Origin of the sequence: Methanoregula sp. (assembly GCF_028679125.1) — an archaeon.
In the GTDB taxonomy this organism is placed as follows: Archaea; Halobacteriota; Methanomicrobia; order Methanomicrobiales; family Methanospirillaceae; genus Methanoregula.
In genome coordinates, this window is the sequence record NZ_JAJRCG010000002.1 from 118,061 (window position 1) to 143,545 (window position 25,485).

The 25,485-nt window shown below is 55.7% G+C and carries 19 protein-coding genes; 8 read left to right on the forward strand and 11 right to left on the reverse strand.

Translation table 11 applies throughout. From position 1 onward, the window contains the following. Nucleotides 1-17: 17 nt before the first annotated feature. Nucleotides 18-1,463, forward strand: a complete 1,446-nt coding sequence (locus LUQ43_RS02305; protein ID WP_299963391.1) for a response regulator — start codon at nt 18-20, stop codon at nt 1,461-1,463. A 116-nt stretch (nt 1,464-1,579) separates the two neighbouring features. Here the strand turns inward: LUQ43_RS02305 and LUQ43_RS02310 are convergent, their stop codons facing one another. Both LUQ43_RS02310 and nudC read right to left on the reverse strand, forming a co-directional pair. Further along, nucleotides 1,580-5,032 (reverse strand): response regulator, encoded by a 3,453-nt coding sequence (locus tag LUQ43_RS02310; RefSeq protein WP_299963393.1) that lies wholly within the window; start codon nt 5,030-5,032, stop codon nt 1,580-1,582. Between the two features lie 153 nt (nt 5,033-5,185). Further along, nucleotides 5,186-6,019: an NAD(+) diphosphatase gene (gene nudC / locus LUQ43_RS02315; RefSeq protein ID WP_299963395.1), complete on the reverse strand. Its 834-nt coding sequence runs from the start codon at nt 6,017-6,019 to the stop codon at nt 5,186-5,188. Nucleotides 6,020-6,148: 129 nt separating this feature from the next. Between nudC and LUQ43_RS02320 the strand changes: the two genes are divergently transcribed. After that, nucleotides 6,149-7,099, forward strand: a complete 951-nt coding sequence (locus LUQ43_RS02320) for an aldolase (protein WP_299963397.1) — start codon at nt 6,149-6,151, stop codon at nt 7,097-7,099. A gap of 161 nt (nt 7,100-7,260) precedes the next feature. Here the strand turns inward: LUQ43_RS02320 and LUQ43_RS02325 are convergent, their stop codons facing one another. The 3 genes from LUQ43_RS02325 to LUQ43_RS02335 all read right to left on the reverse strand — a co-directional run bounded on the left by LUQ43_RS02325 (nt 7,261) and on the right by LUQ43_RS02335 (nt 9,085). Then, complete coding sequence (locus tag LUQ43_RS02325; RefSeq protein ID WP_299963398.1) at nt 7,261-7,704, reverse strand: Hsp20/alpha crystallin family protein; 444 nt, start codon at nt 7,702-7,704, stop codon at nt 7,261-7,263. 99 nt (nt 7,705-7,803) lie between these two features. Further along, nucleotides 7,804-8,145, reverse strand: coding sequence for a translation initiation factor eIF-1A (gene eif1A, locus LUQ43_RS02330; RefSeq protein ID WP_299963400.1), 342 nt, complete (start codon nt 8,143-8,145; stop codon nt 7,804-7,806). 715 nt (nt 8,146-8,860) lie between these two features. After that, nucleotides 8,861-9,085, reverse strand: coding sequence for a hypothetical protein (locus LUQ43_RS02335; RefSeq protein WP_299963402.1), 225 nt, complete (start codon nt 9,083-9,085; stop codon nt 8,861-8,863). Between the two features lie 116 nt (nt 9,086-9,201). On the opposite strand from LUQ43_RS02335, the gene LUQ43_RS02340 reads away from it, so the two are divergent. Beyond that, nucleotides 9,202-10,509 (forward strand): STAS domain-containing protein, encoded by a 1,308-nt coding sequence (locus LUQ43_RS02340; RefSeq protein ID WP_299963404.1) that lies wholly within the window; start codon nt 9,202-9,204, stop codon nt 10,507-10,509. Nucleotides 10,510-10,512: 3 nt separating this feature from the next. On the opposite strand, the gene LUQ43_RS02345 is transcribed toward LUQ43_RS02340, so the two are convergent. Beyond that, nucleotides 10,513-10,947, reverse strand: coding sequence for an ATP-binding protein (locus LUQ43_RS02345; protein WP_299963405.1), 435 nt, complete (start codon nt 10,945-10,947; stop codon nt 10,513-10,515). Between the two features lie 20 nt (nt 10,948-10,967). Next, nucleotides 10,968-12,350: a SpoIIE family protein phosphatase gene (locus LUQ43_RS02350; protein ID WP_299963407.1), complete on the reverse strand. Its 1,383-nt coding sequence runs from the start codon at nt 12,348-12,350 to the stop codon at nt 10,968-10,970. A gap of 124 nt (nt 12,351-12,474) precedes the next feature. On the opposite strand from LUQ43_RS02350, the gene LUQ43_RS02355 reads away from it, so the two are divergent. Genes LUQ43_RS02355 through LUQ43_RS02365 form a run of 3 tightly spaced genes read left to right on the forward strand, consistent with a single transcriptional unit; the run spans nt 12,475 to nt 15,400 of the window. Continuing rightward, nucleotides 12,475-12,807, forward strand: coding sequence for an STAS domain-containing protein (locus LUQ43_RS02355; RefSeq protein WP_299963409.1), 333 nt, complete (start codon nt 12,475-12,477; stop codon nt 12,805-12,807). Next, on the forward strand, nt 12,794-14,539 hold the full coding sequence (locus tag LUQ43_RS02360; protein WP_299963411.1) for an MBL fold metallo-hydrolase: 1,746 nt from the start codon (nt 12,794-12,796) through the stop codon (nt 14,537-14,539). Before LUQ43_RS02355 ends, LUQ43_RS02360 begins: the two co-directional genes overlap by 14 nt. A gap of 48 nt (nt 14,540-14,587) precedes the next feature. Beyond that, entirely contained in the window at nt 14,588-15,400 is an 813-nt protein-coding gene (locus tag LUQ43_RS02365; RefSeq protein WP_299963413.1) for an ATP-binding cassette domain-containing protein, read from the forward strand. Between the two features lie 933 nt (nt 15,401-16,333). On the opposite strand, the gene LUQ43_RS02370 is transcribed toward LUQ43_RS02365, so the two are convergent. Continuing rightward, nucleotides 16,334-16,576, reverse strand: coding sequence for a hypothetical protein (locus LUQ43_RS02370; protein WP_299963415.1), 243 nt, complete (start codon nt 16,574-16,576; stop codon nt 16,334-16,336). Nucleotides 16,577-16,976: 400 nt separating this feature from the next. Between LUQ43_RS02370 and LUQ43_RS02375 the strand changes: the two genes are divergently transcribed. Then, nucleotides 16,977-17,276: a hypothetical protein gene (locus LUQ43_RS02375; RefSeq protein WP_299963416.1), complete on the forward strand. Its 300-nt coding sequence runs from the start codon at nt 16,977-16,979 to the stop codon at nt 17,274-17,276. 123 nt (nt 17,277-17,399) lie between these two features. Here the strand turns inward: LUQ43_RS02375 and LUQ43_RS02380 are convergent, their stop codons facing one another. The 3 genes from LUQ43_RS02380 to LUQ43_RS02390 all read right to left on the reverse strand — a co-directional run bounded on the left by LUQ43_RS02380 (nt 17,400) and on the right by LUQ43_RS02390 (nt 21,375). After that, on the reverse strand, nt 17,400-18,176 hold the full coding sequence (locus tag LUQ43_RS02380) for an ABC transporter ATP-binding protein (protein ID WP_299963418.1): 777 nt from the start codon (nt 18,174-18,176) through the stop codon (nt 17,400-17,402). A gap of 11 nt (nt 18,177-18,187) precedes the next feature. Next, nucleotides 18,188-19,360 carry an iron ABC transporter permease gene (locus LUQ43_RS02385; RefSeq protein ID WP_299963420.1) on the reverse strand — a complete coding sequence of 391 codons (1,173 nt, stop codon included), beginning with the start codon at nt 19,358-19,360 and terminating at the stop codon, nt 18,188-18,190. 65 nt (nt 19,361-19,425) lie between these two features. Continuing rightward, nucleotides 19,426-21,375, reverse strand: coding sequence for a putative cobaltochelatase (locus tag LUQ43_RS02390; protein WP_299963422.1), 1,950 nt, complete (start codon nt 21,373-21,375; stop codon nt 19,426-19,428). A 293-nt stretch (nt 21,376-21,668) separates the two neighbouring features. On the opposite strand from LUQ43_RS02390, the gene cobN reads away from it, so the two are divergent. Further along, nucleotides 21,669-25,481, forward strand: coding sequence for a cobaltochelatase subunit CobN (gene cobN / locus LUQ43_RS02395; protein WP_299963424.1), 3,813 nt, complete (start codon nt 21,669-21,671; stop codon nt 25,479-25,481). Nucleotides 25,482-25,485 lie beyond the last annotated feature (4 nt).

Sequence of the window (25,485 nt, forward strand, 5' to 3'; positions counted from 1 at the left end):
TGAGTGAGGCGGATTGGATGATCCACGTGCTGTGTGTGGACGATGAGCCGGATCTGCTGGCGATAACAAAGGCATTCCTTGAGCTGCCAGGTACCATCGCTGTTGATACGGCCACATCAGCACAACAGGCCCTGGAGATGCTGGGACTCGTATCCTATGATGCGCTGGTCTCGGATTTCCAGATGCCCGGGATGGATGGGATTGCACTTCTGGTCCGGATACGAAAAGACCAGGGCGATCTCCCGTTTATTCTTTTTACCGGAAGAGGGAGAGAGGAGATCGTGATTGAGGCGCTGAACCAGGGTGCCGATTTTTACCTGCAGAAGGGTGGCGATCCCAAATCCCAGTTCACTGAGTTGTACCACAAGATCCTCCAGGCGGTCAGCAGGAGGGAGGCGGATGAAAAATTCCGCATTCTTATTGAAGAATCGCTTGTCGGCGTGTATATCATCAAGGATGACCGGTTTCTCCATGTCAATGACCGGCTTGCGGCACTGTTCGGGTATACACCGGATGAGATCATCCATGATCTTCGCGTGAGCGATCTCGTTGCAATGGAAGACCGGGACCTGGTGGCATCAAACCTCCAGATGCGCTTCTCCGGGGAACAGAAGAGCGTGCACTATGCATTCAGGGGCAGGCACCGGGACGGGGGAAGCATTGATGTGGAGGTAGCCGGGACCCGGGCGGTATTCCATGGCCAGCCCATTGTTGTCGGGACGCTCATGGAGATGACCGGGTTCCGTAAGGTCGACCGGGACCTGATCCTCGCCAACCGGAAGATCCAGCTTCTCAACACGCTGACCCGGCATGATATTGCCAACCGGCTCACGGTGCTCCGTGCAAGGCTCATGACGGTAAAGAAGCACTGTGCCGATCCTGTCCTCCGGAAGCAACTGGAAAAAGTTGACGATGCGGGAAAGGACATCTACAATCTCCTGGAAACCGCCCGTATTTACCAGGAGATCGGTGTCATCACTCCCCAGTGGCAGAACGTACATGAGATCATTACAACCGAATGGAAACGGATGGCAATGCCTTCCCCCACCCTCTCCCTGATGCTGGGGGGGCTCGAAGTCTGTGCCGATCCGCTGCTGGACCGGGTTTTTGCAAATCTCCTGGAGAACACGGTGCGTCACGGCGTTCATGTCACGGAAATCCGCGTCTCGTGCCGGAGGTCCGGTGCGGGTATGACCGTTATCTGGGAGGACAATGGTGTCGGGATCGCCGCGGATCTCAAGGAGCGGATATTCGAAGAGGGATTTGGTACGAATACCGGTCTGGGGCTCTTCCTCTGCCGGGAGATCGTGTCCGGTACCGGGATCACGATAACCGAGACCGGGATACCGGGCAAAGGTGCACGGTTCGAGTTTTTCATACCGGAACACAACTGGAGGGTCTCGGGCGATTCCCTGGGGGTGAGCGTCAATTCCCTGATTGAAAAGACCAATACGCAGTCGTAAGACGTGTTCTTTTTCAGATCCCCGAACCGGGAATCTTCCTCCCATCAATTAGTTTTTCCGTTTACAAAAAAAGGGTTGCCGGATTTATATCCGGGTATGGGAGAAACAGCTCTCGTTCAGACCAGCCGGTAGCCCTGTGCCTGTGCAAGACTGAGCAGTTCCCTGACCTGCTCTTCCTGTTTCTGGGTAAGCTTCCTGCCCCTCTGCATCAGCCGGCCCATCCGCAGGATCTGCATCCGCTGATCCTGCGTGAGTGTCCCGGAATGATGTGCCCATTTCAGGAGATCGTACCACTGGGCACGGTTAATCGCGAGTCCCCAGGAAGTGCTCTGGGTGGATTCTCCTGGAGCCGGGGCCGGGTCATCTTCGAACACAGCATCATCGTCCGTCTCCTCCGGCATATCCGTGGAAACCACTCCGTCCTCTTCTTCAGGCACTGTGGCTCCGGTTTCCGGCCGGGTTATACCTGTCTCAACCGGTTCAACGGATGCAGTGCCTGCAAGGTAGTCCTGTACCGGTGAATCCTCATCGTCCGATGCGGGTTCGTGGATGATGGAGACCGAAGGTATCTCTTCGCCCTCTTCCTCAGGCTCATCATCTTCAAAGAGATCGTCGATGTTCGTGATTCGCGGTACCGGTGAAACCATGGCGGGTACACCGGCAGGCTGCACCGCACTGAGGGAATGCGGGTGTATCCCGGCGTTCATGGGAAGATCCGGCCCTTTGATGATGAGCGAGCGTTTCTTTGCCTTCTCGGATTCCAGTTCTCCGGGCGGGTGCAGGGATGCCTCCATCTGCTGTTTTTGGCGGACGGCTGCTTCCAGGCGCTCTTTTGCATCCATGTGGTTTTCCCATTCGTCGGCAAGGGCAGTCCGTGCCTGGTCGATCTCTGCTGCGAGATTTTCTGCAGTTCCTTCTACCTGCTGTTTCTCATGGACAACCGTATCCAGGCGCTCTTTTGCATCCATGTGGTTTTCCCATTCATCGGCAAGGGCAGTCCGTGCCTGGTCGATCTCTGCTGCAAGGCTTTCCGCAGTCTCTTCTGCCCGCTGTTTTTCGCGGGAGAGCACAGCAACCTGTTCTTCGAGATCCCGCAGGTGGGACTGCGAGGCCTCAAGTTCTGTGCTGAGCTTCCGGATCGCAGTGAGTTTATAGGATTCCTGGAGTTTACTTTCGGATTCAGCAGCTGCAAGGAGTTTTTCGAGCCGGTCCTTCTCCTGGTTCTGGCCAGCCAGCTGGTCCCCGGCCTCGCGCCGCTGCCTCCTGCTGGTTTCGAGTTCGGCTTTTACCTGTTCCAGTTCATCGGCAAGAGCGCTTGCCTGCTTACCGGTATGAGCGCCGGCGCTTGTCGCGGTCTTCAGTCCCGCTTCAAGTTCCTGGATCGTTGCCCGTGCCTCTTCGAGATCGCGGGATACCTGTTCCCGTGCCTGTTTCTCACTGGCAAGAGCGTTCCCTGTGCTGGTGGAAAGACTCCTCGCCTCCGCCAGCCCGGCCCTCACCTGTTCCAGTTCGCTGGCAAGGGCGCTTGCCTGTTTACCGGTATCGGCTCCGGCGCTTGTCGCGGCCTTCAGCTCCGATTCGAGTTCCTGGATCATTACCCGTGACTCGGTAAGGTTGCGCTCCAGGTCCTCCCTTGTTGCAAGCGCGGTTTCGAGATCGCGGGAGACCTTCTCCCGTTCCTGCTTCTCACCGGCCAGCGACTCCTCCGTGCTGCGGGAGGCACTCCTGCTGGTTTCGAGTTCGGCTTTTACCTGTTCCAGTTCTCCGGTGAGTGCCTGGATCTGACGACTGCTCTCCCGGCTGTCTTCTGAAGTTGCGGTAAGTCTGGATTCCAGGTCACGGATCCGTGCAGTTGCAGCATCAAGGCTGCTCTCGATATCCGCTCGCGTGGCGAGAGCAGCTTCGAGATCGTTTCTCACCTGGCTCAGGCTGCTCCGGTGCTCGTCCAGATCGCTCTGGGCAGACTGGTGCACTCCGTGGAGTTCCTGTAACGCGGTATCCCTCTCACGGATCTCGCCTGCCAGCCGCTCTTCCGCAACGCGGAATCGTTCCCGCTCTTCGTTCAGGGTGGCCCGCGTTGCGCTGAGTTCATCAGAGAGTGTCTTCATGTCCAGGCCGGTCTTGTCCCGGATCTCTTCAGTCTCCTTTACAACGGCCTTCAGCGATTCGGTTTCCCGCTCTTTTTCACCCAGCGTGGCCCGGGTCTCATCGAGCAGGGCCCGGAGATCCTGGATCTCCGCTGCGTGTGCCGCGGTACGGGTGTCCAGTTCAGTCTCTGCCCGTCCTTTATCGGCAGTCAGGTCCAGGATCTGGTTCTCAAGGCGCTCGATCCGGGTCTTCCCGGTATCGAGTTCATCCGCCCTGCTGGCGAGTTCCGTCCCCTGCTGTCGTGCAGTCTCCTTGAGTTCGTCGATGATGCGGGTCAGGTTCTGTTCGGATTCATTTTTTGCCTGGACCAGGGCGTTGAGATCGTATTCCACGGATTTGGCATGGTTCTTTTCCGTTGCCAGGGATGCCCGCATCTGTTCCGTCTCCAGCGTGAGCTCCTTTACCGTCTTCTCCACCAGCTCTTTCTCGGTGGTGATCCCCATGATCCGGGTCTCGGTCTCCTTTCGTTGCCCGGTCTCGCGGGAAAGGGAGGCTTCCGTCTCTTTTAGTTCTGCACTGGCAGCCGCAAGGCGTTCCGAGAGGCATGAGACCTGCTGGCTGAGGGCCCCGGATTCCTTTGCAGCGCGATCAGCAGCCTCTTCAGCCTCACGGGTAAGCCGCTGGATCTCTTCCCTGTCTGCCGCACTCTGGTCTTTCAGGGATGCGAGATCATCGTTGAGCTGCCGGATCTCCGTCTCATTCTTCTGGATCAGCCGGTCCTTCTCTGCACCATCCGCTGTCAGCGTGCTGATGGTTGCATCCCGTTCCTGGAGTGTCCCGCTCAGGGATTCGATGGAGTGCCCCTGATCCTGGATCCGACCTTCGGCATTGTGCAGGGATGTGGAGAGTGTTTCGTTCTCCGCGGCAATCCGGGAGATCGTGATCGAGCGGTTGACCCCGATCTCAAACGAGGAGAGGAGGAATTCCAGCAGCCGGCGGCGGTCGGCGGTGACAACGAACATGCGGTCGTCGTGCTGGATCTTGAACTGGGTCTTGATCTGCTCGGATGTGGGCCGCTCAACCGGCGTGGCGAGCATGCCTTCGATCAGGGAGGAGAGGTAGGCCGGATCATAGGGTTGTGAGATGAAGTTGTCAGCATTACTGTCAAGAACATTGAGAAGATCGGAGAGGTTCGATGCACCGGTGACGATCAGGACGGGGATGACCCAGAGATCGAAATCGTCCTTGATATGGTGGCAGATATCATAGGCCTCTTCCGGGAAGGTCACCGAATCGCAGATCAGGAGGTTCGGTTTTCCTGCCCGGAGGGCGTCTAACAGCTGTTGTGCGTTGGAAAAAAAGGTGAGCTGGTAACCCCGCTTCTCAAGGTAACCGGCCTCGATGGGAGAATCGGCTGCATCGGTACTCAGAACGAAAATATCTACGATATTCCCGTTCCCGTCTGACTGGTCGTCATTCATTACAATCTCTCACATGTGACAGGGATCCGGCTGGATACCTATTGATATAATTTTATATACAGGATTATAGCATTTCTGGTCGAAAACGTCATTTGCCTGCCACAGATATGCCGGAATGGGGGACTATCATACAAATACGGCCGGTATTTTCGTTCATTTGTCCGCAATCCACCGGTCTATGAGAGCACGGGAGATGCTCAGGGGCGACGGGAGCGTGGGGAGATCCTCCCGGCCAAACCATCCCGCCGCAACAATCTCGTTGTTGTCGATGGTGATCCCGCCGCCTGCGTAATCGGCGACAAACCCGAGCATCAGGGAGTTCGGGAACGGCCACGGCTCGCTGGCCAGGTAGCGGATGTTGGTGACCTCAAGGCCGACCTCTTCCCGGACCTCGCGGCGGACGGCCTCCTCAAGGGTCTCGCACGCTTCCACGAACCCGGCGATGATGCTGTACATATCGGGAGGAAACCGGGGGGAACGGGCAAGGAGGACTTTGTCTCCCTTCCGGATCAGGACAATGATCGCCGGGGACGTGCGCGGGTACGTGATCATGCCGCAGGCATCGCAGCACTTCGCGCGTTCAATGCCGGACTGCCGTGTCGGGGCGCCGCACTGCCCGCAGAACCTGGTTGTCCGGTCGAAGTCGATGATGCGCACGGCAAATGCGGCAAGGGCCAGTTCATCGTCAGGCAGGATCCCGTGCAGCTCCCGGATATTGGCATGGAAGGTGCACCCGGCAACCGGGGAGTCCGGCCCGGTCTCTACCGCATAGAGGGGGACATCGTTCCGGTGCCCGAGATACTGGCTCCGCAGGATCGTGCAGGTCTTTTCCGGGTTGCCGGAGAAGAGAATGGTCGGGGGAGTGCCGGCCGCAATGTACACGCCGTTCCCGCGTACGATCACCCACCCGGCATTGCCCGGCATCCGGTCCGGTTCCGGGTACCGTGTCGGGAGGAATGCTGCCGAAAATGCTGCTGCATGGTTCATCGTATCAGGTAGCTGAGTGTTGTCCCCGCAACCAGAAAAGCGATCGGATCGTGTCTTCCCCTACCGAGAGATTATTAACAGACTCCTGCGGATAGCTGATCATTGCCCCATATCGGCGGTGGCACCCTTATGTATACGATTACCCTCATCCCCCCGGAAGAGAAAGACCGGCTGGCTGCCCGCCTCATGCCGGCCGTCCGGTACGAGATCAAATCCGAGATCTATGGCTGCTGCATCAAGCTCCTGTCCGATGATCCCGTGCTCCGGGATACCTGGCAGGAGAATTTTTACGCCATGTCGCAGAGCATCCGCTCGCACGGACGAATGTTCGTTTTCAAAGACCCGGCGTATCCTCCCGACACCGTCCTCTACGAGCCGCAGGCCCGGACCGCGTTCCTCTTCAACATCGGGTATTACGGGTGGATCAAGTCCCTGGCGCTCAGTCTCACCGGCGATATCCTGGAAGATGAACACGGAATCTTTTCGGTGCACGGGGCCTGCATTGACATCGCGGGCAACGGCCTCTGCCTGATCGGGATCTCCGGCGCTGGCAAGACAACGCAGACCTATGGGCTTCTGAAGCATCCCGCGACCCGCATCGTCTCGGATGACTGGTTCTTCTCCCGGATGTTCGGCCCGGAGATTCTTGCCTATGGCTCCGAGAAGAACTTCTATATCCGGCAGGACCTGGCCACGGTCTGGAAAGAATACAGCGGGCTTGTCAAAGCGGATGAATATGACCGGAACGGGCGTGCTGTCGCGGATCTCCGGTGGGTGATCGGGAAAGGGAGACTCCTCCCCCTGACCACTCTGCGGACGGTCATCATGCTCAGGCGCGACCCGGCTGACCGGAATACCGTGCAGTCCCTGAACCCGGAGGCGGCGCTCGCGCTCTTCGAGAAGAACAATTTCTTCAACCCCCACCTCCTTGTCAGCAGCCCCTACAAAGCGGCGATACGGAAGCGGTACATGAGCGAGCTGCTCGGGCGGACAACCGTGTACGAGGTCAATACGATCGGTACGCCGGCCGAGACGCAGAGGATGATCCGGTCGCTCGTTGCCGTCCCGCAGGAGATCTGAACCGGATCCTGAAAATATCGTTTGATCATTATTAGACCGTCAGCACAGTCTGATCATACTGTTGACTCTCCGGGTTAAAATGGACAGGAAACGGGAAAATTTCTGTCATTTTTCCACATTTCCGCTCTTTTTTAAAAAGATGGATAGGGATTTCCGGATTGTCAGGTCTGTGCTTTCTTCAGGTGGAGATCGAACACGCCATTTCTCATGCTCAGTCGGGCCCCCTGATTCGTGACCGGTCCGGGAAGCGTGACAACCCTTTGTAAGGCGATCGATACCCGTTCCGGCCCGGCATTCCTGCCAGTGTCCCCGCACTCGTTTCCCTCGCAGTCACAGGTGATCTTCAGCATATCCCGATTGATGAGATCAACGGATATTTTTGCATTTGTCCCCGGGATCGTATCCATCGTCACCGTTACTTCGTCATCATGTACCGTGACTTCCGCGTCCAGGTTATGCAGGTACTGGCAAATGATCTCAGGATTTTTTTCTGGCGGCAACAGCGGGTTGTCCGCAGGTTCAAGAGCAAGCTGGTACAGGTAGTCCATGGATGCTCTGAGTTCATCGAGTTCATCATAGATAGATCGGCGAAAACGTCGTACCATTTCTCAACCTCCTCTTTTTTGTTGCCCAGGTGAGATCCCACCTGGATAAGGGGACGGAGGATGTCTGGGCGAATATAGGTTGTGGTAAAAAAGAACCGGTTAGATGTACTGGTTTCTCCTGAGCCAGTCAGTCTGCGGTTTGAGATACCGGTAAATAATATCGCATTTTTCATCCTGGAAACTCCAGGGAACGACAAGAACGGTATCTCCCTCACGTATCCACTGGCGTTTCTTCATCTTTCCCTTGATCCTTCCCATGCGGATGACCCCGTCAATGCACTGGACGCGGATGTGATTTGCCCCGAGCATGGATTCGGCAATGGCGAACTGTTCCTTGTTCCATTTCTTGGGCAACCGTACGCGGCAGACGGGCGTGCCGTCTGGATTCACTGCGTTTGGATCTGCTGCGCCTGTATCATCTTTTCTGTGAAAACCACTCATTCAACCAACTACGTATACTGTTATACATGCTGGCTGACATGTTGAAGAGATGTATTGATGACCGGGTGGATTACAGGACCCCCTTAGTGTGAAAAACGCCGGGTGGGGATTATCCGGAATGGTATTTGTCGTGAGAACCGGATAGATCCGCATTGACCTGCTTGACGAAAAAAGGGGATGCCGACCGGTACTGTTTCCCGTGATAGAGGTCAGGATCCGGGTCATATGATCATCAGATAAAAATAAGCCCATTTCGGGCCCCATTTCCCATTTTCCTGTAAGTGGCTCTATTGGAAAGGCCCGGAAACCCGTCCTTTTCATTTCCTGTGGAAAATAAACGTATTTCCAGCCCTGTTTGTCAAAATACTCCCGTTTTCCCCCTCGTATAATGGCTTTTATCAGCGATTGAATCGTGCCGGGTTTCCACCTTCAGGTTCACTCATCCAGACCCAAAAAAGGCTGGCAGAACGCGAATATGAAGGCCGGTTTTTCCGTCAGAGGGGAAAAACAGGGACTGATGGATAATCCTGTGAATCCTGTAAAAAAATGCAGACAACCTGGTGGTAGATCATTTTGTTGGCACCAACAAAATGATCCTGCTTGGATCCGGAGCTTGAGTGTGAGATAGAGCAGTACGATGCCCGGCAATGTAACCGCGTTGGGGAAAAATCCGGGCTGTCACCCGGAGTACTGGCAGGACACGGCAGGCCGGGTCTCACGAGAACGAGAAATGAAAGATATTGATCCCACAGAACCGCTCGAAGAGATACAGGATGCCAAAGAAGATCGCCGCATAGATCAGGAAACCGACAATGAACCCGGGGATACCCGTGAGGCCGCTGAACTGCATCAGGATATTGGAGGCCCCGTTCGCGATGAGGATCGCGCACAGCAGGACGAGTATGATGGTGATGATGCGTTTGACCGATGTAAGATCCATGGATCAGATCCGGGGTCCGGGAATATAAAATTCCCCAAAAGAAGAACAGCCGGCCCGTGGGAATCCCACCCTTATAAAAAGGACGCATGCAATAGTTCATTCAGGAGACATACACTATGGAAGCCAGAAGCGAACGGAAAGATGGTGTCCTCATTTTTTCTGTCAACGGCAGGCTCGACGCATTCGGCGCCCAGCAGCTCAATGACTGGGCACGCGGGGAACTCCACGACGATGATAAGGACCTGGTTGTCGATCTGGCCGGGGCCACGTACCTGAGTAGCGGCGGCATCCGGGTCTTCAATGGCCTGAAGAAAGAACTGAAGCGCAGGAACGGCAAGTTCGCCCTTGCCGCGGTCGGGGAGTACCCGGCAAAAGTGCTCGACATGGCCGGCTTCACCTCGGTTTTCACCATGTACCCGACCGCAGAAGAGGCGGTGTCGGATATCAATAAAAAGCGGAAAAACCCCTCGCTCTTCAACGAGATCTTCTACAAGAAGATCATCGATGGCGATGTCAGCCTTACCATTGAGCCGGGGTGGATGACAAAGAGCCCGGTCATTCGTGTCACCGGCCAGGTGGACCGGGTGCTCCACGCAACGATCACCGAAGCAGATGTCCGGGCCAAGAAGTTCTCCGAGATCACGTACTCCCTCGGCCTCGGTGCCATGGGAGCGGATCTCAAAGATTCCCTTGGTCTCATGGGCGAGATGATCACGCTGTACGGTTCCATGGTCTGGCTCCCGACCGATGGCAACAGCACGCCGGATTTCATGACTCCCTCGGATACCTCGGACGGAGACCTGCCGGTCTACACCGGGTTCAACATCACGCTCGACGGCCCGTTCAACGAGTACCTGACACTGGACTCGGCCGATCCCAGGGGCGTGAGCATCGCTGATATCTACCGCGTCATCTTCTCATCAGGCCGCGAGCGGGTCAAGACCTACCGCGGCGTGGTGGCCGTGACCATGTGGGGCATCCTCTCGGGCTTTGCCAGCTCCGGCCTGAAGAAGGCCCCGGTGGCCGGGTCAATCAACCCCGGAGAGTCTATCATGGACCCGTCCCATGTCCACGAATGGATGGCAGGCGACAAAGGTTCCTCGTACCAGGGCGACACGCTCGTGAGTTTCGGCATCGGCATCGATCTGGGCGGAGACCTGTCCGCGTTCCGGCCCGAGACCCTTTCGTCCCTGTACTATGCCAACCCCTTAAACACCGGCGCGGGAAAAGAGATGTACCTCCACAACCATGGCGTGGTCTTCAGGAATATTCCCTATGACGCAACCCTTGACCTGAACACGCAGGTGAAGAAGATCGTAACCGACGGGGAGTTCGTGGACATGCGCCACCTCCTTGATACCACGAGGCTGCGCAAGGCAAAGATCGGTATTGCCTATATCCAGGATATTGTAAAAGAGCCCTGACCTCTACTCGTTTTTTTCAGGAACGGACTTCTTTTTTATCATCGTCAAGATGTTCTTCCCGTCCTCGAAACGGTACTGGATATCGCTCATGATCTGCCGGGCCAGGAAGATCCCGAGGCCGCCGATCTCCCGCTCCTCGATATTCTGCTCCAGGTCCGGCTCGGGCATCAGGAGTGGATTGAACGGGACTGCGCGGTCTTCGAGCTGGATCGAGATCTCGTCAGGGCCTGCACGGCAGGTGATGACAATATCCCCCACGGTATTCTCGTACCCGTGGACAATGATATTGGTGACTGCCTCCTCAACGGCAAGCTGGGTATCCAGGATATCCTCCCCGGGAAATTCCTGGTCCAGCATGAGGGACTCGAGCGCGTCGGACACTTTTGCGATCTCTTCGAGATCCGACGGGATTGTGAGTGACTGCGACTGCTCAGGCATCGGTTCGTCCACCTGTCTTGTTATTCCACCTTGATGATCATCAGCGTGATATCATCCGACTGGGGCTGATCCCCGGTAAATTCCTTTACCTCATGGAGGATCTTGGACATGATTGCTTTTGAATCCATGCCCCGGGACTGGCTGATCGCGGCCCTCAGCCGATCCTCGCCGAACTGCTTCAGCTGGCAGTTCTCGGCTTCGGTGATCCCGTCCGTGTAGAGGACCAGGACATCGCCCTGCGTGAGCTCTTTTGTGCCCTGGGTGTACTCGGCCTCTGCCATGGCAGCGACCGCCATCCCGGTTGCCTCCAGGATCTCGAACGAGCCATCAGCGGCGTGGCAGATGATCGGCGGGTTGTGGCCGGCGTTGACGTACGTCAGGTTCCGGTTCTTCACCTCGATAATACCATAGAACAGGGTGACGAACATCCCGGATTTCGAATCGGGAGCAATGATCGCGTTGGAGGATTTGATGACCTCGGCAGGCCGGTCCGGGTACCAGGTTGCATTGACCCGGACAACGATACGGGACAAGGCCATGAAAAGTGCCGCGGGAATTCCCTTGCCGGACACGTCCGCGATCATTACGCCGAGCCGGTCATTGGAGAGCGGGATCACTTCCAGCGGGATGACATCGAAGAAGTCGCCGCCCACTTCCTTGGCCATCATACTGTGTGCAGAGATATCGAACCCCTTGATCTGGGAGATCTTTTCCGGGAGGAAACTCTGCTGGATATCGGCAGCAATGGCAAGCTCCGTGTTCTTGCGCTCCATCTCCTTCATCAGGCCGTCGCGTTCTGCCTGGAGCCTGCGTTCCGTCTGGAGATTTTCCACAATGAACGCGAAGACGAACATCCCCGCCGCGTTTGCCGCGATCATGGGGATGGAGACCTGCTGCACAACTGCCATCGCCTTGTCGAACGGGCTGCATATGGCAAGGGTGAGCAGCATGTGAAGCGCTTCCATGAGAATACCGAAGAGAACGGCAATGGTGATCCCGGCGAACTTCTTCTTGCAGGCATACCAGATCAGGCCGCCGAAGAGCCCGGCAAGGACCGTGGAGAGCGAGCAGGAATACATCGTAAACCCGCCGAGGCTGAAACGGTACGCGGCCCCGATGAGACCGGCGCTGATACCGACCACCGGTCCGCCCAGCAGGCCGGCGAGCATTGGCCCGAGATCGCGGACATTGACGATCGCGCCGTTGACCTCCACACCGGCCATGGTGCCGTAGACCGAGAGCGCTCCAAAGATAAGGATCAGGACTGCTTGTGATTTCCAGGTCAGATGACCTTCAAGAACATCGATGAAGAACCTGCTCCGGGTGAGCAGGTAGGCAACCACGATGATCACGCACATTATCTGGAGGAGCAGGATCAAAGAGGAGAGTATTGTTGTTGCCATGCCAATCCTGTACGCATTGACCCCCGTTCCACTTAATATTCACCATTCTCAAGAGGGATAGGATTATCTTTTTTAAGCACCGACATTGCACTACCAAAAAACCAGATTTGTGTGGGGGACTTCAGTGGATATTACTACCAACAACAAGGACAATGCAACTATCCTTTCTATTGCAGGAAGAGTCGATACCGCCACCGCACCGGTGCTCGAACAGGCGATCAACAAGGAGATCGAGGCAGGCCACCGCAGGGTCCTGCTGAACTTTTCAGCCGTATCCTATATCAGCAGCGGCGGCCTGCGGGTGCTTCTTGCAACCGCAAAGAAACTCAAAGGCGCAGACGACAAATTCAGCATCTGCGGGCTCTCACCCGAAGTCCTGAAGATCCTCAAGCTTGCCGGGTTCACCTCGATTTTCTCGATCTATCCTTCCGAGGGAGAGGCGCTTGCCGGCTGGTAACGGCCAGCTGGTTCCTCTCCAATGGCAGCCCCTGCCGGGAGCGACAGGGGCGCAGGTGTACCCACTTATCCGGAAGATCGATACCGTTTCTTCCAACTCTTATCTTATCCAGACGCCGGATGCCATCCTCCTGATCGATCCGGGCGGCCTCCCCGAGCAGGCAGAAAACCTGATGCAGGTGGTAACGGAGTGCCGCCATGAGAAGGACCGCCCGGTCTTTATCATCCTCACCCATATCCACACCGACCATTTCTACGGTATCCAGAATGTCCCGGCCTTTGCATTTACCGAGACGGTAACGCTGATGGCCCAGGAGAATGGCGCTGCCGCCCTCGAACGGGGTGATAAGAGGTATACCCTGGCAGACCTGTTCAGCCTCACCCTCCGGCCGATGAGAGTCGGCATCCACCTCCTGGCCCCGGGCAGCAGGGAGCATCCCGGCATTCCGGCAGAACTCTGCGTTGCAAACGGCGGCCGTCTCACGGTCACCCGGTTCCTGCCTCATGCTGCGTCGCCGCTCCCGGACCGCGAGGAGATCCAATTCGGAGCATCCGGGCCAGTTGTCGAGTTCTATCATACGCCCGGGCACAGCGTGGACAGCATCTGTATCCGGATCGGAAGCGTCCTCTTCATCGGCGATCTTCTCTTTGCCGCAAATCCCGGGGTTGCCGGCCTTGTCGGGTGGTCGCAGGAGCAACTCATCCGTTCGCTTGAGGGGATCGGGGCGCTTGTCAGCGGGGGCGGGATCTCGGTCCTCTGCCCTGGCCACGGCCGCCTGATCATGGCCGGGGACGCAGCCAAGACCCTTGCGATGGTGAAGCGCGACACCCTCGCCCTCACCGATATCGCCGAGCTCAGCCCGGACCGTGCTGCCGATGCCGCCGCATATGCCGAGGAGTGTATGGAAGAGGTGAACGAGCTCTTCACGATCATGGCGGGCCGCCTTTATTATGTAGGGTATGTTCTCGAAGAACTGGGCGAGTCCGAGATCGCTGACGAGACCCGTGCCCTCATCCACGGCGAGGCCATGGATGAACTCCTGGATGCGTTCAGGACGTTTGCCGATGAGCACCACCGGGCCGGGGGCCTCTCGATCCACCTTGCCCTCAAGGCCGGCCAGGTCATCGGGAAGATGCAGCGTATCTTCAACAAGGATGAGCTGGCAGATATCATCGACCGGAGCATGGTGCACCGTGCGGAACGGCTTCTCTCGGATTATATCACCATGTTCCGCGGCTTCACGCCGCCCCGGGAGATCACCGTCACCGACATCAACGGGCTCATCGAGGCGGTGGCCGAGGGGCACTCCGTCTCCTCATGTTCCGACGATGATGTTCTCTCGTCAGCGGATGACGAGGATGCATTTGCCCGGATCCTGCTCGCCCGCCTGGGTACCAGGCCCCTCCTTGACGAGGTTGATTTCGCCATGAACGAACCCGCGGGCCCGGTACCGGTTGCCATCGACCGCGATCACTTCACCGATCTCCTCACATACATCCTCGAGGACCTGGTCGGGACCGGCTCGGATCATATCAGGGTCGGTATCGAAAAGAGCGATTCGGGAGTACAGGTAACCGTATCCGGCAATGTCTCTCCCCATGGAACAAAGGAGAAGCGGAAGACGACACGGTTCTTATCCGGGCTCTGCGAACGGGCCGGGGGCAGCCTCACCTGCTCCCGCGAGACGGAAGGTCTGTGCCGGTATACGATCGCGATCGCCAACGTAGTATGAGACGGCAGCCCGGGGTTCCCGTTCTACCCGTCGGTACCAGGAGATTTTATGGATAACCATTCACTGTCAGGGCAGGATACCGCCCCATTCCTTGAATTTGACAACGTCACCGTTTTCCACGGGGACAAGAAAGTCCTTGACGGGTTATCCGTCACCCTCCGCCGGGGCGGGAACGTGGCGATCCTCGGGCCGAACGGTGCGGGGAAATCCTCGTTCATCAAAACCATCACGCGGGAGTTCTACCCCCGGCTCGATGCCGGCCCGGTCATGTTCCGGATCTGCGGGAAGGATGTCTGGGATGTCTTCGCACTGCGGTCAGCCTTCGGGGTTGTCTCCAATGATCTCCAGTACACCTTTACGCGGCAGATCACCGGCAGGGAGGTCGTCCTCTCCGGGTTCTTTTCGAGCATCGGGCTCTTCAACCGGGAGATCACGCCGGAGATGGACCGGAAGGCCGACGAGATCTGTGCGTTCCTCGGCGTCAGCGGGATCAGCGACCGGACCATGACGGAGATGTCCTCCGGCGAATCCCGGAGGTTCCTGATCGGCAGGGCAATGGTAAATGATCCCGGTGTCCTGATCCTTGATGAGCCCACCAACAGTCTTGACCTGAACGCCCTCCACACGTTCCGGCAGACGATTCGGAAGATCGCCCGGGCCGGCACGGGGATCATCCTTGTCACCCATAACCTCCAGGACATCATCCCGGAGATCGATCGCGTCATCCTCATGAAGAACGGGCGGTTCGAAGCGGACGGCAGGAAAGAGGACCTGCTTACCGATGATCACATCGGCCGGCTCTTTGGCGTACCCATGAAAGTGATCACGGTGGATGGATATTATTATGCAACCGGGTATTGAGATCCGAACGGAACCGGAGATATACGAAGAGAAAAATCCGGTTGGGATCCGCTGAACATTTATTGAATAATAAAATAGTCAGCAGGGTCTCATTGAAAAACAGATAGCACGGGAGACACAGGAAAAAGTCCTTGCAGTTTTCATGTTCCTGTACAAGAATAGCCGGGTGTCTATTCAAGGGATTTTCCTGGCACAGGTTCTCCGTGGTCCCGGAACGCTTGACTTCGATTTGTTCTGGTTCGATCACTTCCGGCTCTTCGTCCGGGAAGGGATTGGGAAAAAACCCAAATCCGTTCCTTTTGGTACGGGTCTTCGTAGTTTCAGGCAATTGGGATGTGATACGGGTTGTTGACTATCCATAGAGTATATTTCAGGCACGTACGGGATTCCTGCAATTTGTCTGGATTAAGGTATTCTCCAGAGCATATTTTTTCAAACAGACCCTGCCAGAAAAAATTTCAATCGCGATCACAGGGTGTAAGTTAACGAGCCGGTTACCGGTTAATTAACCGATAATTCAATTGAATAACCGACATTTTTTTACAGTTTCCGGCGTGCTGTGAGGGGATGATCAACCAGACCATGCCTGAAAATTTTCAAGCAGGGGGTGAGGGGGTGAGGGGGTGGTTGAAAATTTTTGCCGGAGATCGATTGCGATGCTGATACTGGTGTAACTCATTCAGGTTTTTGGCAGGTAGTGTACACTACCAGGATTCACGAAGAAAGTATGAGAGAGGTCTAGATTCCGTTCGAAAAACCGATCACGGTCCGGCATTCGGTGAACGGGTCCGTGTATTATTTCAGGGAATATCCCGTCGGAGGATACAAAGCGGCTGTATGCTGTGCGCAGGATGGAAGGAAACACCTAGAAAACTCCGAAAATTTTCCGGTATTACGGGAAGAATTGTTTTCACAATCTAAAAAAAGAGAGATTTACTGTTTGTTGAGGGCAGCCGTGATCATCTCGGATGCGCCCGCGGGAAGGTTGAGCCCCGAGAGAACACTGGGGAGCACGCTTGCCATGGCCTTCTTTCCTTCCGCAGATCCGGCAAAATTCTTCAGCAGGGTAATTCCCTCGGGCGATGCAAGGAACTGTTTCACTGCTTCCTGACCTTCGGGTGTTGCAATATACCCTGCAACTGCCCCGCCCATTCCACCAAGACTTCCAAAATTCATGTGTTTGTCACTTCACGTTATACTTTGACTGTACACATATACAGGTTCATTCTTATAAAAATTGGGACGAATCCGGTCCTTGTATTTTTATAACAGTTACCCTGTCAGTGAAGCGCATCATCAGGATATCCGGTAAATCCTGCTCTGATAAGGTTCACTAACCCTGGGAGTTTTTTTAAAAAAGAAAAATTCAGGAGAACCCGCTCACGCCGTGACCGCTTCGCCGCACTTTTTTGCAGCGAACGAGACGTAGATCGAGACGATCCCCATGACGATTGCAAACCCGCCGGCCACGAAAGGCAGGAGCGCTGCTGCGATGAAGGGTTGATGAGCAGGATGATACCAAAGATCAGGCTGATGATACCGAACACGCCGACAGCGACATCCACCCCCTCCACTCGTGCTTCTGCCGACGGCTTCTGTGCCCTCGGTCCAGAAGTCCTACTTCCATGTCGAGAAAAGTCCCATCACTTCAAGAATACTAATCACGCTTGCCGGAAGTGCAGGGCATGGCAGCATCCAGAGTGCGGATGTCACGGTTACCCGCCCGAACGGATCGGTGTCAACTGGCATCATCCTGCCCTTGAATGGCGTGACTGAGATTGTCCTCGATGGATCGAAAGAGGCCGACCGTGTGGAGATCATTGCACTGATGTCCGAGGGTAGGACATACCGGGTCTATGATGCGCTGGCTGCATGACGCACCAGGCAGACCCCGGGTCCGGAAAAAGTAAACAATCCCCGGACAACCGTTTTGCTTTTTTTCGCTGTCCGGAAAACCCTTTACAATACCGGGATACAACGAATCATGCGTCCGTCAGGATTATGGTGCTGCGTTTGCCCGGAACGGCACCAGGAATTTCCCGAACTCGTTTTCGATAACAAATGAATCCACGCCATACACCTTGCTGATACAGGTCGGTGTCAGGATCTCCTGCGGTTTGCCATACCCTGCCATCTTTCCCCCGTTGAGCACAACCACGGTATCCGCGTACCGGTACGCGAGGTTGAGGTCGTGCACCGCGATGATCATGCCGGCACCCCGCTCCCACGTGATCTCCCGCATTGTCTCCATCACCTCGATCTGGTACCGGATATCCAGGGCACTGGTCGGTTCGTCGAAGAGGAAGAGTTCCGGGTCCTGGGCAAGCGCCCTCGCAATGAAGACCTTCTGGCGCTCGCCCCCCGAGAGCTGGTCCATGTAATTCCCTGCCATGTGCCCCATCTCCAGTGCATCGAGCGAGTGCTGGACTCTTGAGAGTTCCTCATCCGACACCGACCACTTGATGTGCTGGCGACGGCCAAGGAGAACGGTCTCAAAGACCGTGGAATAGAGCGTATAGGTGAAATGCTGGGGAACGTACCCGATCACCTTCGCAAGATCGATGGGATCCACTGTACGGATATCGTTCCCGTCAATCCGGATGGTACCCGTACTCTGGGTATGAACCCCGGCAATCGTCTTGATGAGCGTTGATTTGCCGGAGCCGTTTGGGCCAACAAGGGCAACAATCTCTGCGTTTCCGAGGGAGAATGATATATCGTCCAGTACCCGTTTCTGGTCATAATCCTTGCCGACAGCGTCAATCACCAGTTCCATACGGATACCTCCTAATACAATCCCCGTCCTCTGCCCCTCATGATCAGGAAAAGGAAGAATACGCCGCCAATGGCATACATGATGATGCCAACCGGGATCTCCACCGGGCTCATGATCGTCCTGGCCACCGTATCGGAGATCAAGAGGATTGCCGCACCCATCAGGCCGGCGCACGGGATCAGGTAGCGGTGATCGCTCCCGATGAACATGCGACAGATATGCGGCCCCATGAGGCCGATGAACCCGATGATGCCGGTGAAGGCCAGGCAGCACGATGCCGCAAAGGTTGAGATCATCAGGCCGGACAGGCGCAGGCGCTCGACATTGATCCCGAGGTTTTTTGCCACATCGTCGCCCGCGGAGAGGGCATTTAAGTCCCATGCCTTTCGCTCCAAAAGGTAGAAACAGATAACCACGAGCGGGATAAGAAGCAGGACGGCACTCCAGCTTGCCCCCCACATCCCGCCCATCAGCCAGACCATCAGTTCCCGGAGTTTCTCGTTGTTGGTGGTATACTTGAGTGCCATTACGCCGGCCGTAAAGAGGTAGCCGATCACCACACCGGCAAGGATAAGCGTGGACTGCGTGGTCCCCCGCGAACGGGAGATCCAGTAGACAAGGAGCATGGAGAGCCAGCCGAAGAGGAACGCGAAGACAACGATCCACATGTCATAACTGAGCAGGAAGTACGAGACGAGGATACCCGGCCCAAGGACAATCGCGAGCGCGGCGCCAAAGGATGCGGCCGATGAGAGTCCCAGCGTGAACGGGCTGACGAGCGGATTCCTGAGCAGCCCCTGCATCACCGCACCGGCAACAGCGAGACTGATCCCGGTGAGGATGGCAAGGAAGATCCGGGGGAGCCGGAACCCGACCACGATCAGTTCGGCCTGCGGATTGGATGGTGCGGGGATGGAGACCGGGATCGTATCGTACCACGCCCCGATGGAGGGCAGGTACGTGTGCAGGAAGTTCTGGAGCATTACTGCGCAGGAATGCCCGATGGCAAGGATGGTGTCCATGGGTGAGATCGGGACCGTACCGATACCTGCGGAAATGACAGCCGCCATGATGACCAGGAGGGAGAGGCCAATGATCAGCGCTATACGCCGGGTGCTGCCCTCTTTGTACAGGGAATGTACGGTCACTTTTTTGGGAGTTAACGGTTTATGGATCTCTTCCATGAATGGACCCCGGGAGACAGGAGCGATACGGGATTCCTGCTGAAAAGGTGAGGGGAGGTCTGGATTTACATCCCGATTCCTTTCACAAGATCTGCGAGTTGTTCTGCCTGGAGATCCTCGAGTTTGAGATATTTTGCACCCAGTTCCTCAGAGAGGGACTGGGCAAGCCCAAAGGAGAGAAACCCATTCTCGGAATCGATCACAAACGAGGATATGCCGGCATCGCGGATGTGGGCTGCCATTTCCCTGGCATCCTCCATGGGGGAACCGGATCCCATGCTCACATTTCCTTTTCCATCAGAGATCAGGATCATTCGTGGGATGGTGTGGTGGTTGATCATCAGTTCCCGTTTCAGGACTTCGAATCCCTTGGAGAGTCCATGGGCAAGTGGTGTTTTGCCACCTACCGGAAGCGACTGCATGTAGTTCCGGGCAAGCTCCACACTCGATGTTGGCGGGAGAAGAACTTCAGCGCCCTTGCCCCGGAAGATCACAAGACCTACGCGGTCACGTTTCTGGTAGGCATCGATCAGGAGCGAGAAAATTGCACCCTTGACTGCTGTCATCCGCTGCTGTGCGCCCATGCTCCCGCTGGCATCAACAACAAACAGGACCGTGCTACCCATTTTGCGCTCCCTGACTTTTTCACGAATGTCCGAGGTCTCAATCACAACGGCAAGTTCCCCGGCTCGGTCCCGCTGGTGAGGAGCTGCCGCCCGGATCGTTGCGTCAAGGGCAATGTCCGGCCCCAGGGCCTTTGGGATCCGGTCTCTGACGTATCTCCCGTCACGGGATTCAGTTGTGCTCCTCCTCCCGTTTCCCTCCCGACAGAATGCGTCAATTCGGCGCGGCGCTGAAAACTGCTGCTGGTTTACCTTAAACGGCGCCCCTTCAGCAGACTGCGTAGTGGCCGAACCGTCAGGCATTGCGTTCTCTTTTGGTTTCTGGTTTTCCGGATGTTCGTGGTTGTGCTCCGGCTGCTGGCGCTCGTCTTGCGATTTCCGGATGGACTGTTCTATCTTCTGCGTATCCATCTGTTGTTCGGAAAACGGCCGGCGACGCATCCGGTGGGAGAGCACGAGCGTTGCCGCTTCACGGACATCGTCCCCGGTTACCTCCGTACGGCAGTTGTATGCCGCGATGGTTGCTGCCGTCTTCATCATGGTAATATCGGCACGGTGGCCATCGACTGCCATGTCGATGCATATCTGGGCGATCATCCGGAGCATCTCATCGGAGACTACGACCTGCGGCAGGAGTTGTTGTGCCCGGACAATCCGCTCACGGAGTTCCTGTTCAGCAGAATCCCAGGTGGGGAGGAACTCTTCCGGTGAATCGTCATACTTCTGCCGCCTCCGGATCACCTCGACCCGGGTGTCGGCATCATGGATGCCCTCAATGTCCACGCAGAGCCCGAAGCGGTCGAGGAGCTGGGGGCGCAGTTCTCCCTCTTCGGGATTCATCGTGCCGATAAGAATGAATGCCGAAGGGTGGACGTACGAGACCCCTTCACGCTCGATGTAGTTCATCCCCATGGCCGCAGCATCCAGGAGAACATCCACGATGTGGTCATTCAGGAGGTTGACCTCATCCACGTACAAAATATTCCGGTGTGCCTGTGCAAGGATGCCCGGCTCAAACTTCTTCTCTCCTTTCTTGAGTGCATGTTCGATATCGAGGCTGCCAACCACTTTGTCTTCGGTGGCGCTGATTGGCAGCTCAATGACCCGCATCTTTACATCTGTCACGGGAAGGTTTGGATATTTTTTCTGGCAATCAAGACAGAGGCCTTTTCGGTCATTTGGATCACATCCGAATGTGCATCCCTCGACAACCTGTCGTTTCGGGAGCAGGAAGGCGAGTGCCCGGGCAGCGGTTGATTTTGCCGTGCCTTTCTCGCCTTTGATAAGTACGCCGCCGATGCGGGGATTGATCGCGTTGAGGAGTAACGCCATTTTCATCTGTTCCTGGCCGACAATAGCGGAAAACGGGTAAATGTCGTCGAAATGGTGCATCGCTGGGCTCCGGCTATTATTTTTAAAATTCGTAATTCTACTTCATCATATTGTTTTCATTGATCTTATAAATTATTTTATTTGTAATTTTTCTTACTATTCAGTATGAAATTTCGTAAGATATTTATTACTTCATGAAAAGAATTACCCTCAAGCCGGGTTGCGATCCGATTCTTCCGGAAACGGGAATGCGCCGTTGATGCAACAGACATTAAACCGGATGAGTTTGTCTCTCAGCAAACCCCGGCAACACCGGGAATTCAATCTGGAAATTATTTTTGGGAAGACATGTCATGAAACTGACTGCAATTATGTGGGGTTCGTATTCCCCGATTCTGAAACGAGCGGCAGAAACAACCGGTGTTGACCTCACTATTTATCCTAACCGGGTACTGGACGATTCTCCGGAAAAAGTGGAGGAAGCACTTGAGTCCATGAAAATGTCCGATGTCGTGCTCTTATATCATACTTCAGACATGTTCTGGGAACAAATTGACAAAGAGATCAAACGTATCGGAAAAACAATTCCCGTAATCTCTCTGGGATATGAACCATCCTTTTTTGCATATTCTTCCGTATCCCCGGCGATTGTCACAACCTGCCAGGCATACCTCGTCAACAGTGGCGATGAGAATTACCGGAATATGCTCCGGTTCATCCAAAAAGAACTGTTCGGTGAAGGTGTTCCCGCTCTTCCTCCCCTTGATGTCCCGTGGGAGGGGATCTACCACCCGGATGCCCCGACCGTGTACACGGGTATTGACTCGTATCTGGCCTGGTATTCCCCACGCAGGAAAGGGACCGATCCGTTTATCGGTATCATCTTTTCCCGGGTGACGTGGGCATCATCGAATACTGCTATTGAAGATGCCCTTATCCGCAGCCTTGAAGAAAAAGGCCTCAATGTCATACCGGTTTTCACGTATGCAATACGGGACGCGAGTATCGGTGCCAAAGGAATGATGTATATCATCTCCGAATACCTGACACACGGGGGTGTGCCCCGTGTTGACGCGATCATCAAACTGGTGCCATTCCTGCTGGGAACCTCGCGGGGAGATAATTACCAGGAAAAAACGACCGCAGAAAGCGGTGTCAGACTGCTCAAGCAGTTAAATATCCCGATCTTTCACCCCATCATCTCAAATTATCAATCGATCGGGCAGTGGAGGGATTCCACCGGCCTGACCCTTGACACCGGATGGGCAGTTGCAATGCCGGAGTTTGAAGGTGTGATCGAGCCGGTCTTTCTCGGCGCAAGCAGGAGCAGTGCTGACGGGGAAAAACCCCGGGAACCGGTTCCGGACCGCTGCGACAAGATTGCGGCCCGGGTAAAACAGTGGGTCATGCTTGCAGGAAAACCGGTCCATGAACGGAGGGTATCGTTCATCTTCAACAACAATCCCTGTGCAAATGCTGATGCAAATGTGGGCTCGGCATCGCATCTGGATTCACTGGAAAGTGTCGCGCGGATCCTCACAAGGATGAAGGAAGCCGGCTATGCCGTCGATCCTCCGTCCAATGGCAGGGAACTCATCGAGACCATCATGGGGAAAAAAGCACTCTCCGAGTTTCGCTGGACAACCGTCGAGGACATAGTAGCAAAGGGCGGCGCCCTCCTGCAGATGGATATGGAGACCTACCTGCCGCACTTCACCTCGCTGCCACCCGCGGCGCAGAAACGCGTGATTGCAACGTGGGGGGAACCACCCGGCCTGGGAATGGTGTACCAGGACAGGATTCTTATTACCGGTCTCTCGTTTGGCAATGCAACGGTTCACGTCCAGCCCAAGCGCGGTTGTTTCGGCGCACGGTGCGACGGGCAGGTCTGTAAGATCCTTCATGATCCTGACTGCCCGCCGCCACACCAATACCTGGCTACGTACCAGTATATCCGGGAAATTTTCAAGGCAGATGTCGTTGTCCATGTCGGTACGCATGGAAACCTTGAGTTCCTGCCCGGAAAGGGTCTCGGACTTTCAGAGGAGTGTTTCCCGGATATTGTCGCCGGGTCGGTTCCCTACCTGTACATCTACAATTCGGACAATCCTCCGGAAGGCACGCTTGCGAAACGGCGGAGTTATGCCACTCTTGTCGATCACATGCAGACCGTCATGACGGGGAGCGGCCTCTACGAGGGACTTGAGGAACTGGAGAACCTGCTCACCCAGTACGAGACCGCAAAGATCGACCCGGCGCGGGCCCACGCCCTCCAGCACCTGATTCTTGATACGCTGGCGGAAAATAATCTCGATAAGGATATGCACATGACCCACGATCTTCCCCTTGCGGAAGTGGTTGGCCGGGCACATGAGGTGCTCTCGAAGATCCGCAATACCCAGATCGATGCCGGTATGCATATCTTCGGGGAGCTTCCGCAGGGTGAGAAGCGGGTGGATTTCATCAGTTCGATCATCCGGTATGATACGAGCGATCGCTCGCCCCGCCGTATCATGGCACAGATACTTGGGCTTGACCTCACCGATCTGCTTGCAAACCAGCAAAAGTACTCTGATATCCACAAGGCATCGTATGGTGCACTTCTGGAACAGCTGGACGGGATTCTCCGGCAATTTATCTGGTCCGTGCTGGAAGATCCCGCATTGTCCTATGAGACACTCTTCCTGCGCACGATATCCCAGGAACAGGCCTGTGAACTGGATGGCATCCGCGATCGGATCGCTGACATCGACCGCCGTATTGATGACTCAAGGGAGATCGAATCGCTCTTCAACGGTTTTAACGCGGGATATATCCCGGCTGGCCCCTCCGGTCTCATCTCACGCGGCCACGAGGATGTTCTGCCCACCGGCAGGAACTTCTATTCCCTTGATCCGCACCGGGTCCCGACCCGGGCTGCATGGCGTGTCGGCCAACGGCTTTCTGAATCGCTTATCGCCAAATACCATGGCGAAGAGGGAAACCTTCCGGAGAATGTGGCATTCTACTGGATGGCAGGCGACATCATGTCTTCGGACGGAGAGATGTTTGCCGAGATGTTTGCCATGCTGGGTGTTGAGCCGGTATGGTCCCCCAACGGACAGGTGAAAACATTTACTATTATACCGCTGGTGACACTCGGCCGGCCCCGGATCGATATCACGGTCCGTACCTCCGGTATCCTGCGGGATAACTTTTCCAATTGTTACGAACTGCTCGATGAGGCTGTCATGGCTGTTGCAGCGCTCGACGAACCGGTGGAACAGAACTACGTCCGAAAGCATACTCTTGCTGCCATCGGACAGGAGGGGATGTCCATCCGTGATGCAACTCTCCGGATCTTTTCATCTCAGCCTGGCACTTATTCGAGCGGCGTGAACCTTGCTGTGCTTGCGAGTGCCTGGAAAGATGAGAAAGATCTTGCAGATATCTTCGTTGCTGTGAACGGCTATGCCTATGGTAAGGAGATCACCGGCAGGAACGCCCATGAGCAGCTTGCGTCCAGCCTTTCTACGGTATCGGTGACGTTCAACAAGGTGCAGTCTGATGAGTATGATCTGCTCGGGTGCTGCTGTTACTTCGGGGCGCACGGGGGAATGACCGCAGCTGCCCGCCATTATTCCGGCAATGAGGTAAAGCCGTACTATGGCGATACACGCGAGCCCGGACATATCGAGGTCCGGGATCTTGCCGATGAAATCCGCCGCGTTGTCCGCACAAAACTCCTGAACCCGAAGTGGATCGACGGCATGAAGGAGCACGGGTACAAAGGGGCGTCCGATATTATGAAACGGGTGACCCGGGTGTACGGCTGGGAGGCATCAACACAGGAAGTTGATGACTGGATCTTCGATGATATCGCCCAAACATTCGTGAATAATGAAGAGATGAGGGAGTTCTTTGAGAAGAATAATCCCTATGCACTGGAAGAGATCTCCCGAAGGCTGCTCGAAGCAGAACAGCGCGGTCTCTGGAATGCGGACGAGGATGTGCTCAACGATCTCAAGAACAACTACCTTGAGATCGAGTCCTGGATGGAAGACCTGGTGGGAGAGGGCGAATACCAGGGGGGCAGTGTTGACATCATAACCAAGGATGATGTCGCTGCCTGGGGCGATTCGATGAACGAGATCATGGCAAAAATCCATACAAAACACCGGCACTGAAACG

Excerpts from the sequence above, each read along its gene's own strand:
- LUQ43_RS02305 (WP_299963391.1), top strand. The coding sequence starts at position 18 with ATGATCCACGTGCTGTGTGTGGACGATGAGCCGGATCTGCTGGCGATA.
- LUQ43_RS02310 (WP_299963393.1), bottom strand. The coding sequence starts at position 5,032 with ATGAATGACGACCAGTCAGACGGGAACGGGAATATCGTAGATATTTTC.
- nudC (WP_299963395.1), bottom strand. The coding sequence starts at position 6,019 with ATGAACCATGCAGCAGCATTTTCGGCAGCATTCCTCCCGACACGGTAC.
- LUQ43_RS02320 (WP_299963397.1), top strand. The coding sequence starts at position 6,149 with ATGTATACGATTACCCTCATCCCCCCGGAAGAGAAAGACCGGCTGGCT.
- LUQ43_RS02325 (WP_299963398.1), bottom strand. The coding sequence starts at position 7,704 with ATGGTACGACGTTTTCGCCGATCTATCTATGATGAACTCGATGAACTC.
- eif1A (WP_299963400.1), bottom strand. The coding sequence starts at position 8,145 with ATGAGTGGTTTTCACAGAAAAGATGATACAGGCGCAGCAGATCCAAAC.
- LUQ43_RS02335 (WP_299963402.1), bottom strand. The coding sequence starts at position 9,085 with ATGGATCTTACATCGGTCAAACGCATCATCACCATCATACTCGTCCTG.
- LUQ43_RS02340 (WP_299963404.1), top strand. The coding sequence starts at position 9,202 with ATGGAAGCCAGAAGCGAACGGAAAGATGGTGTCCTCATTTTTTCTGTC.
- LUQ43_RS02345 (WP_299963405.1), bottom strand. The coding sequence starts at position 10,947 with ATGCCTGAGCAGTCGCAGTCACTCACAATCCCGTCGGATCTCGAAGAG.
- LUQ43_RS02350 (WP_299963407.1), bottom strand. The coding sequence starts at position 12,350 with ATGGCAACAACAATACTCTCCTCTTTGATCCTGCTCCTCCAGATAATG.
- LUQ43_RS02365 (WP_299963413.1), top strand. The coding sequence starts at position 14,588 with ATGGATAACCATTCACTGTCAGGGCAGGATACCGCCCCATTCCTTGAA.
- LUQ43_RS02370 (WP_299963415.1), bottom strand. The coding sequence starts at position 16,576 with ATGAATTTTGGAAGTCTTGGTGGAATGGGCGGGGCAGTTGCAGGGTAT.
- LUQ43_RS02380 (WP_299963418.1), bottom strand. The coding sequence starts at position 18,176 with ATGGAACTGGTGATTGACGCTGTCGGCAAGGATTATGACCAGAAACGG.
- LUQ43_RS02385 (WP_299963420.1), bottom strand. The coding sequence starts at position 19,360 with ATGGAAGAGATCCATAAACCGTTAACTCCCAAAAAAGTGACCGTACAT.
- LUQ43_RS02390 (WP_299963422.1), bottom strand. The coding sequence starts at position 21,375 with ATGCACCATTTCGACGACATTTACCCGTTTTCCGCTATTGTCGGCCAG.
- cobN (WP_299963424.1), top strand. The coding sequence starts at position 21,669 with ATGAAACTGACTGCAATTATGTGGGGTTCGTATTCCCCGATTCTGAAA.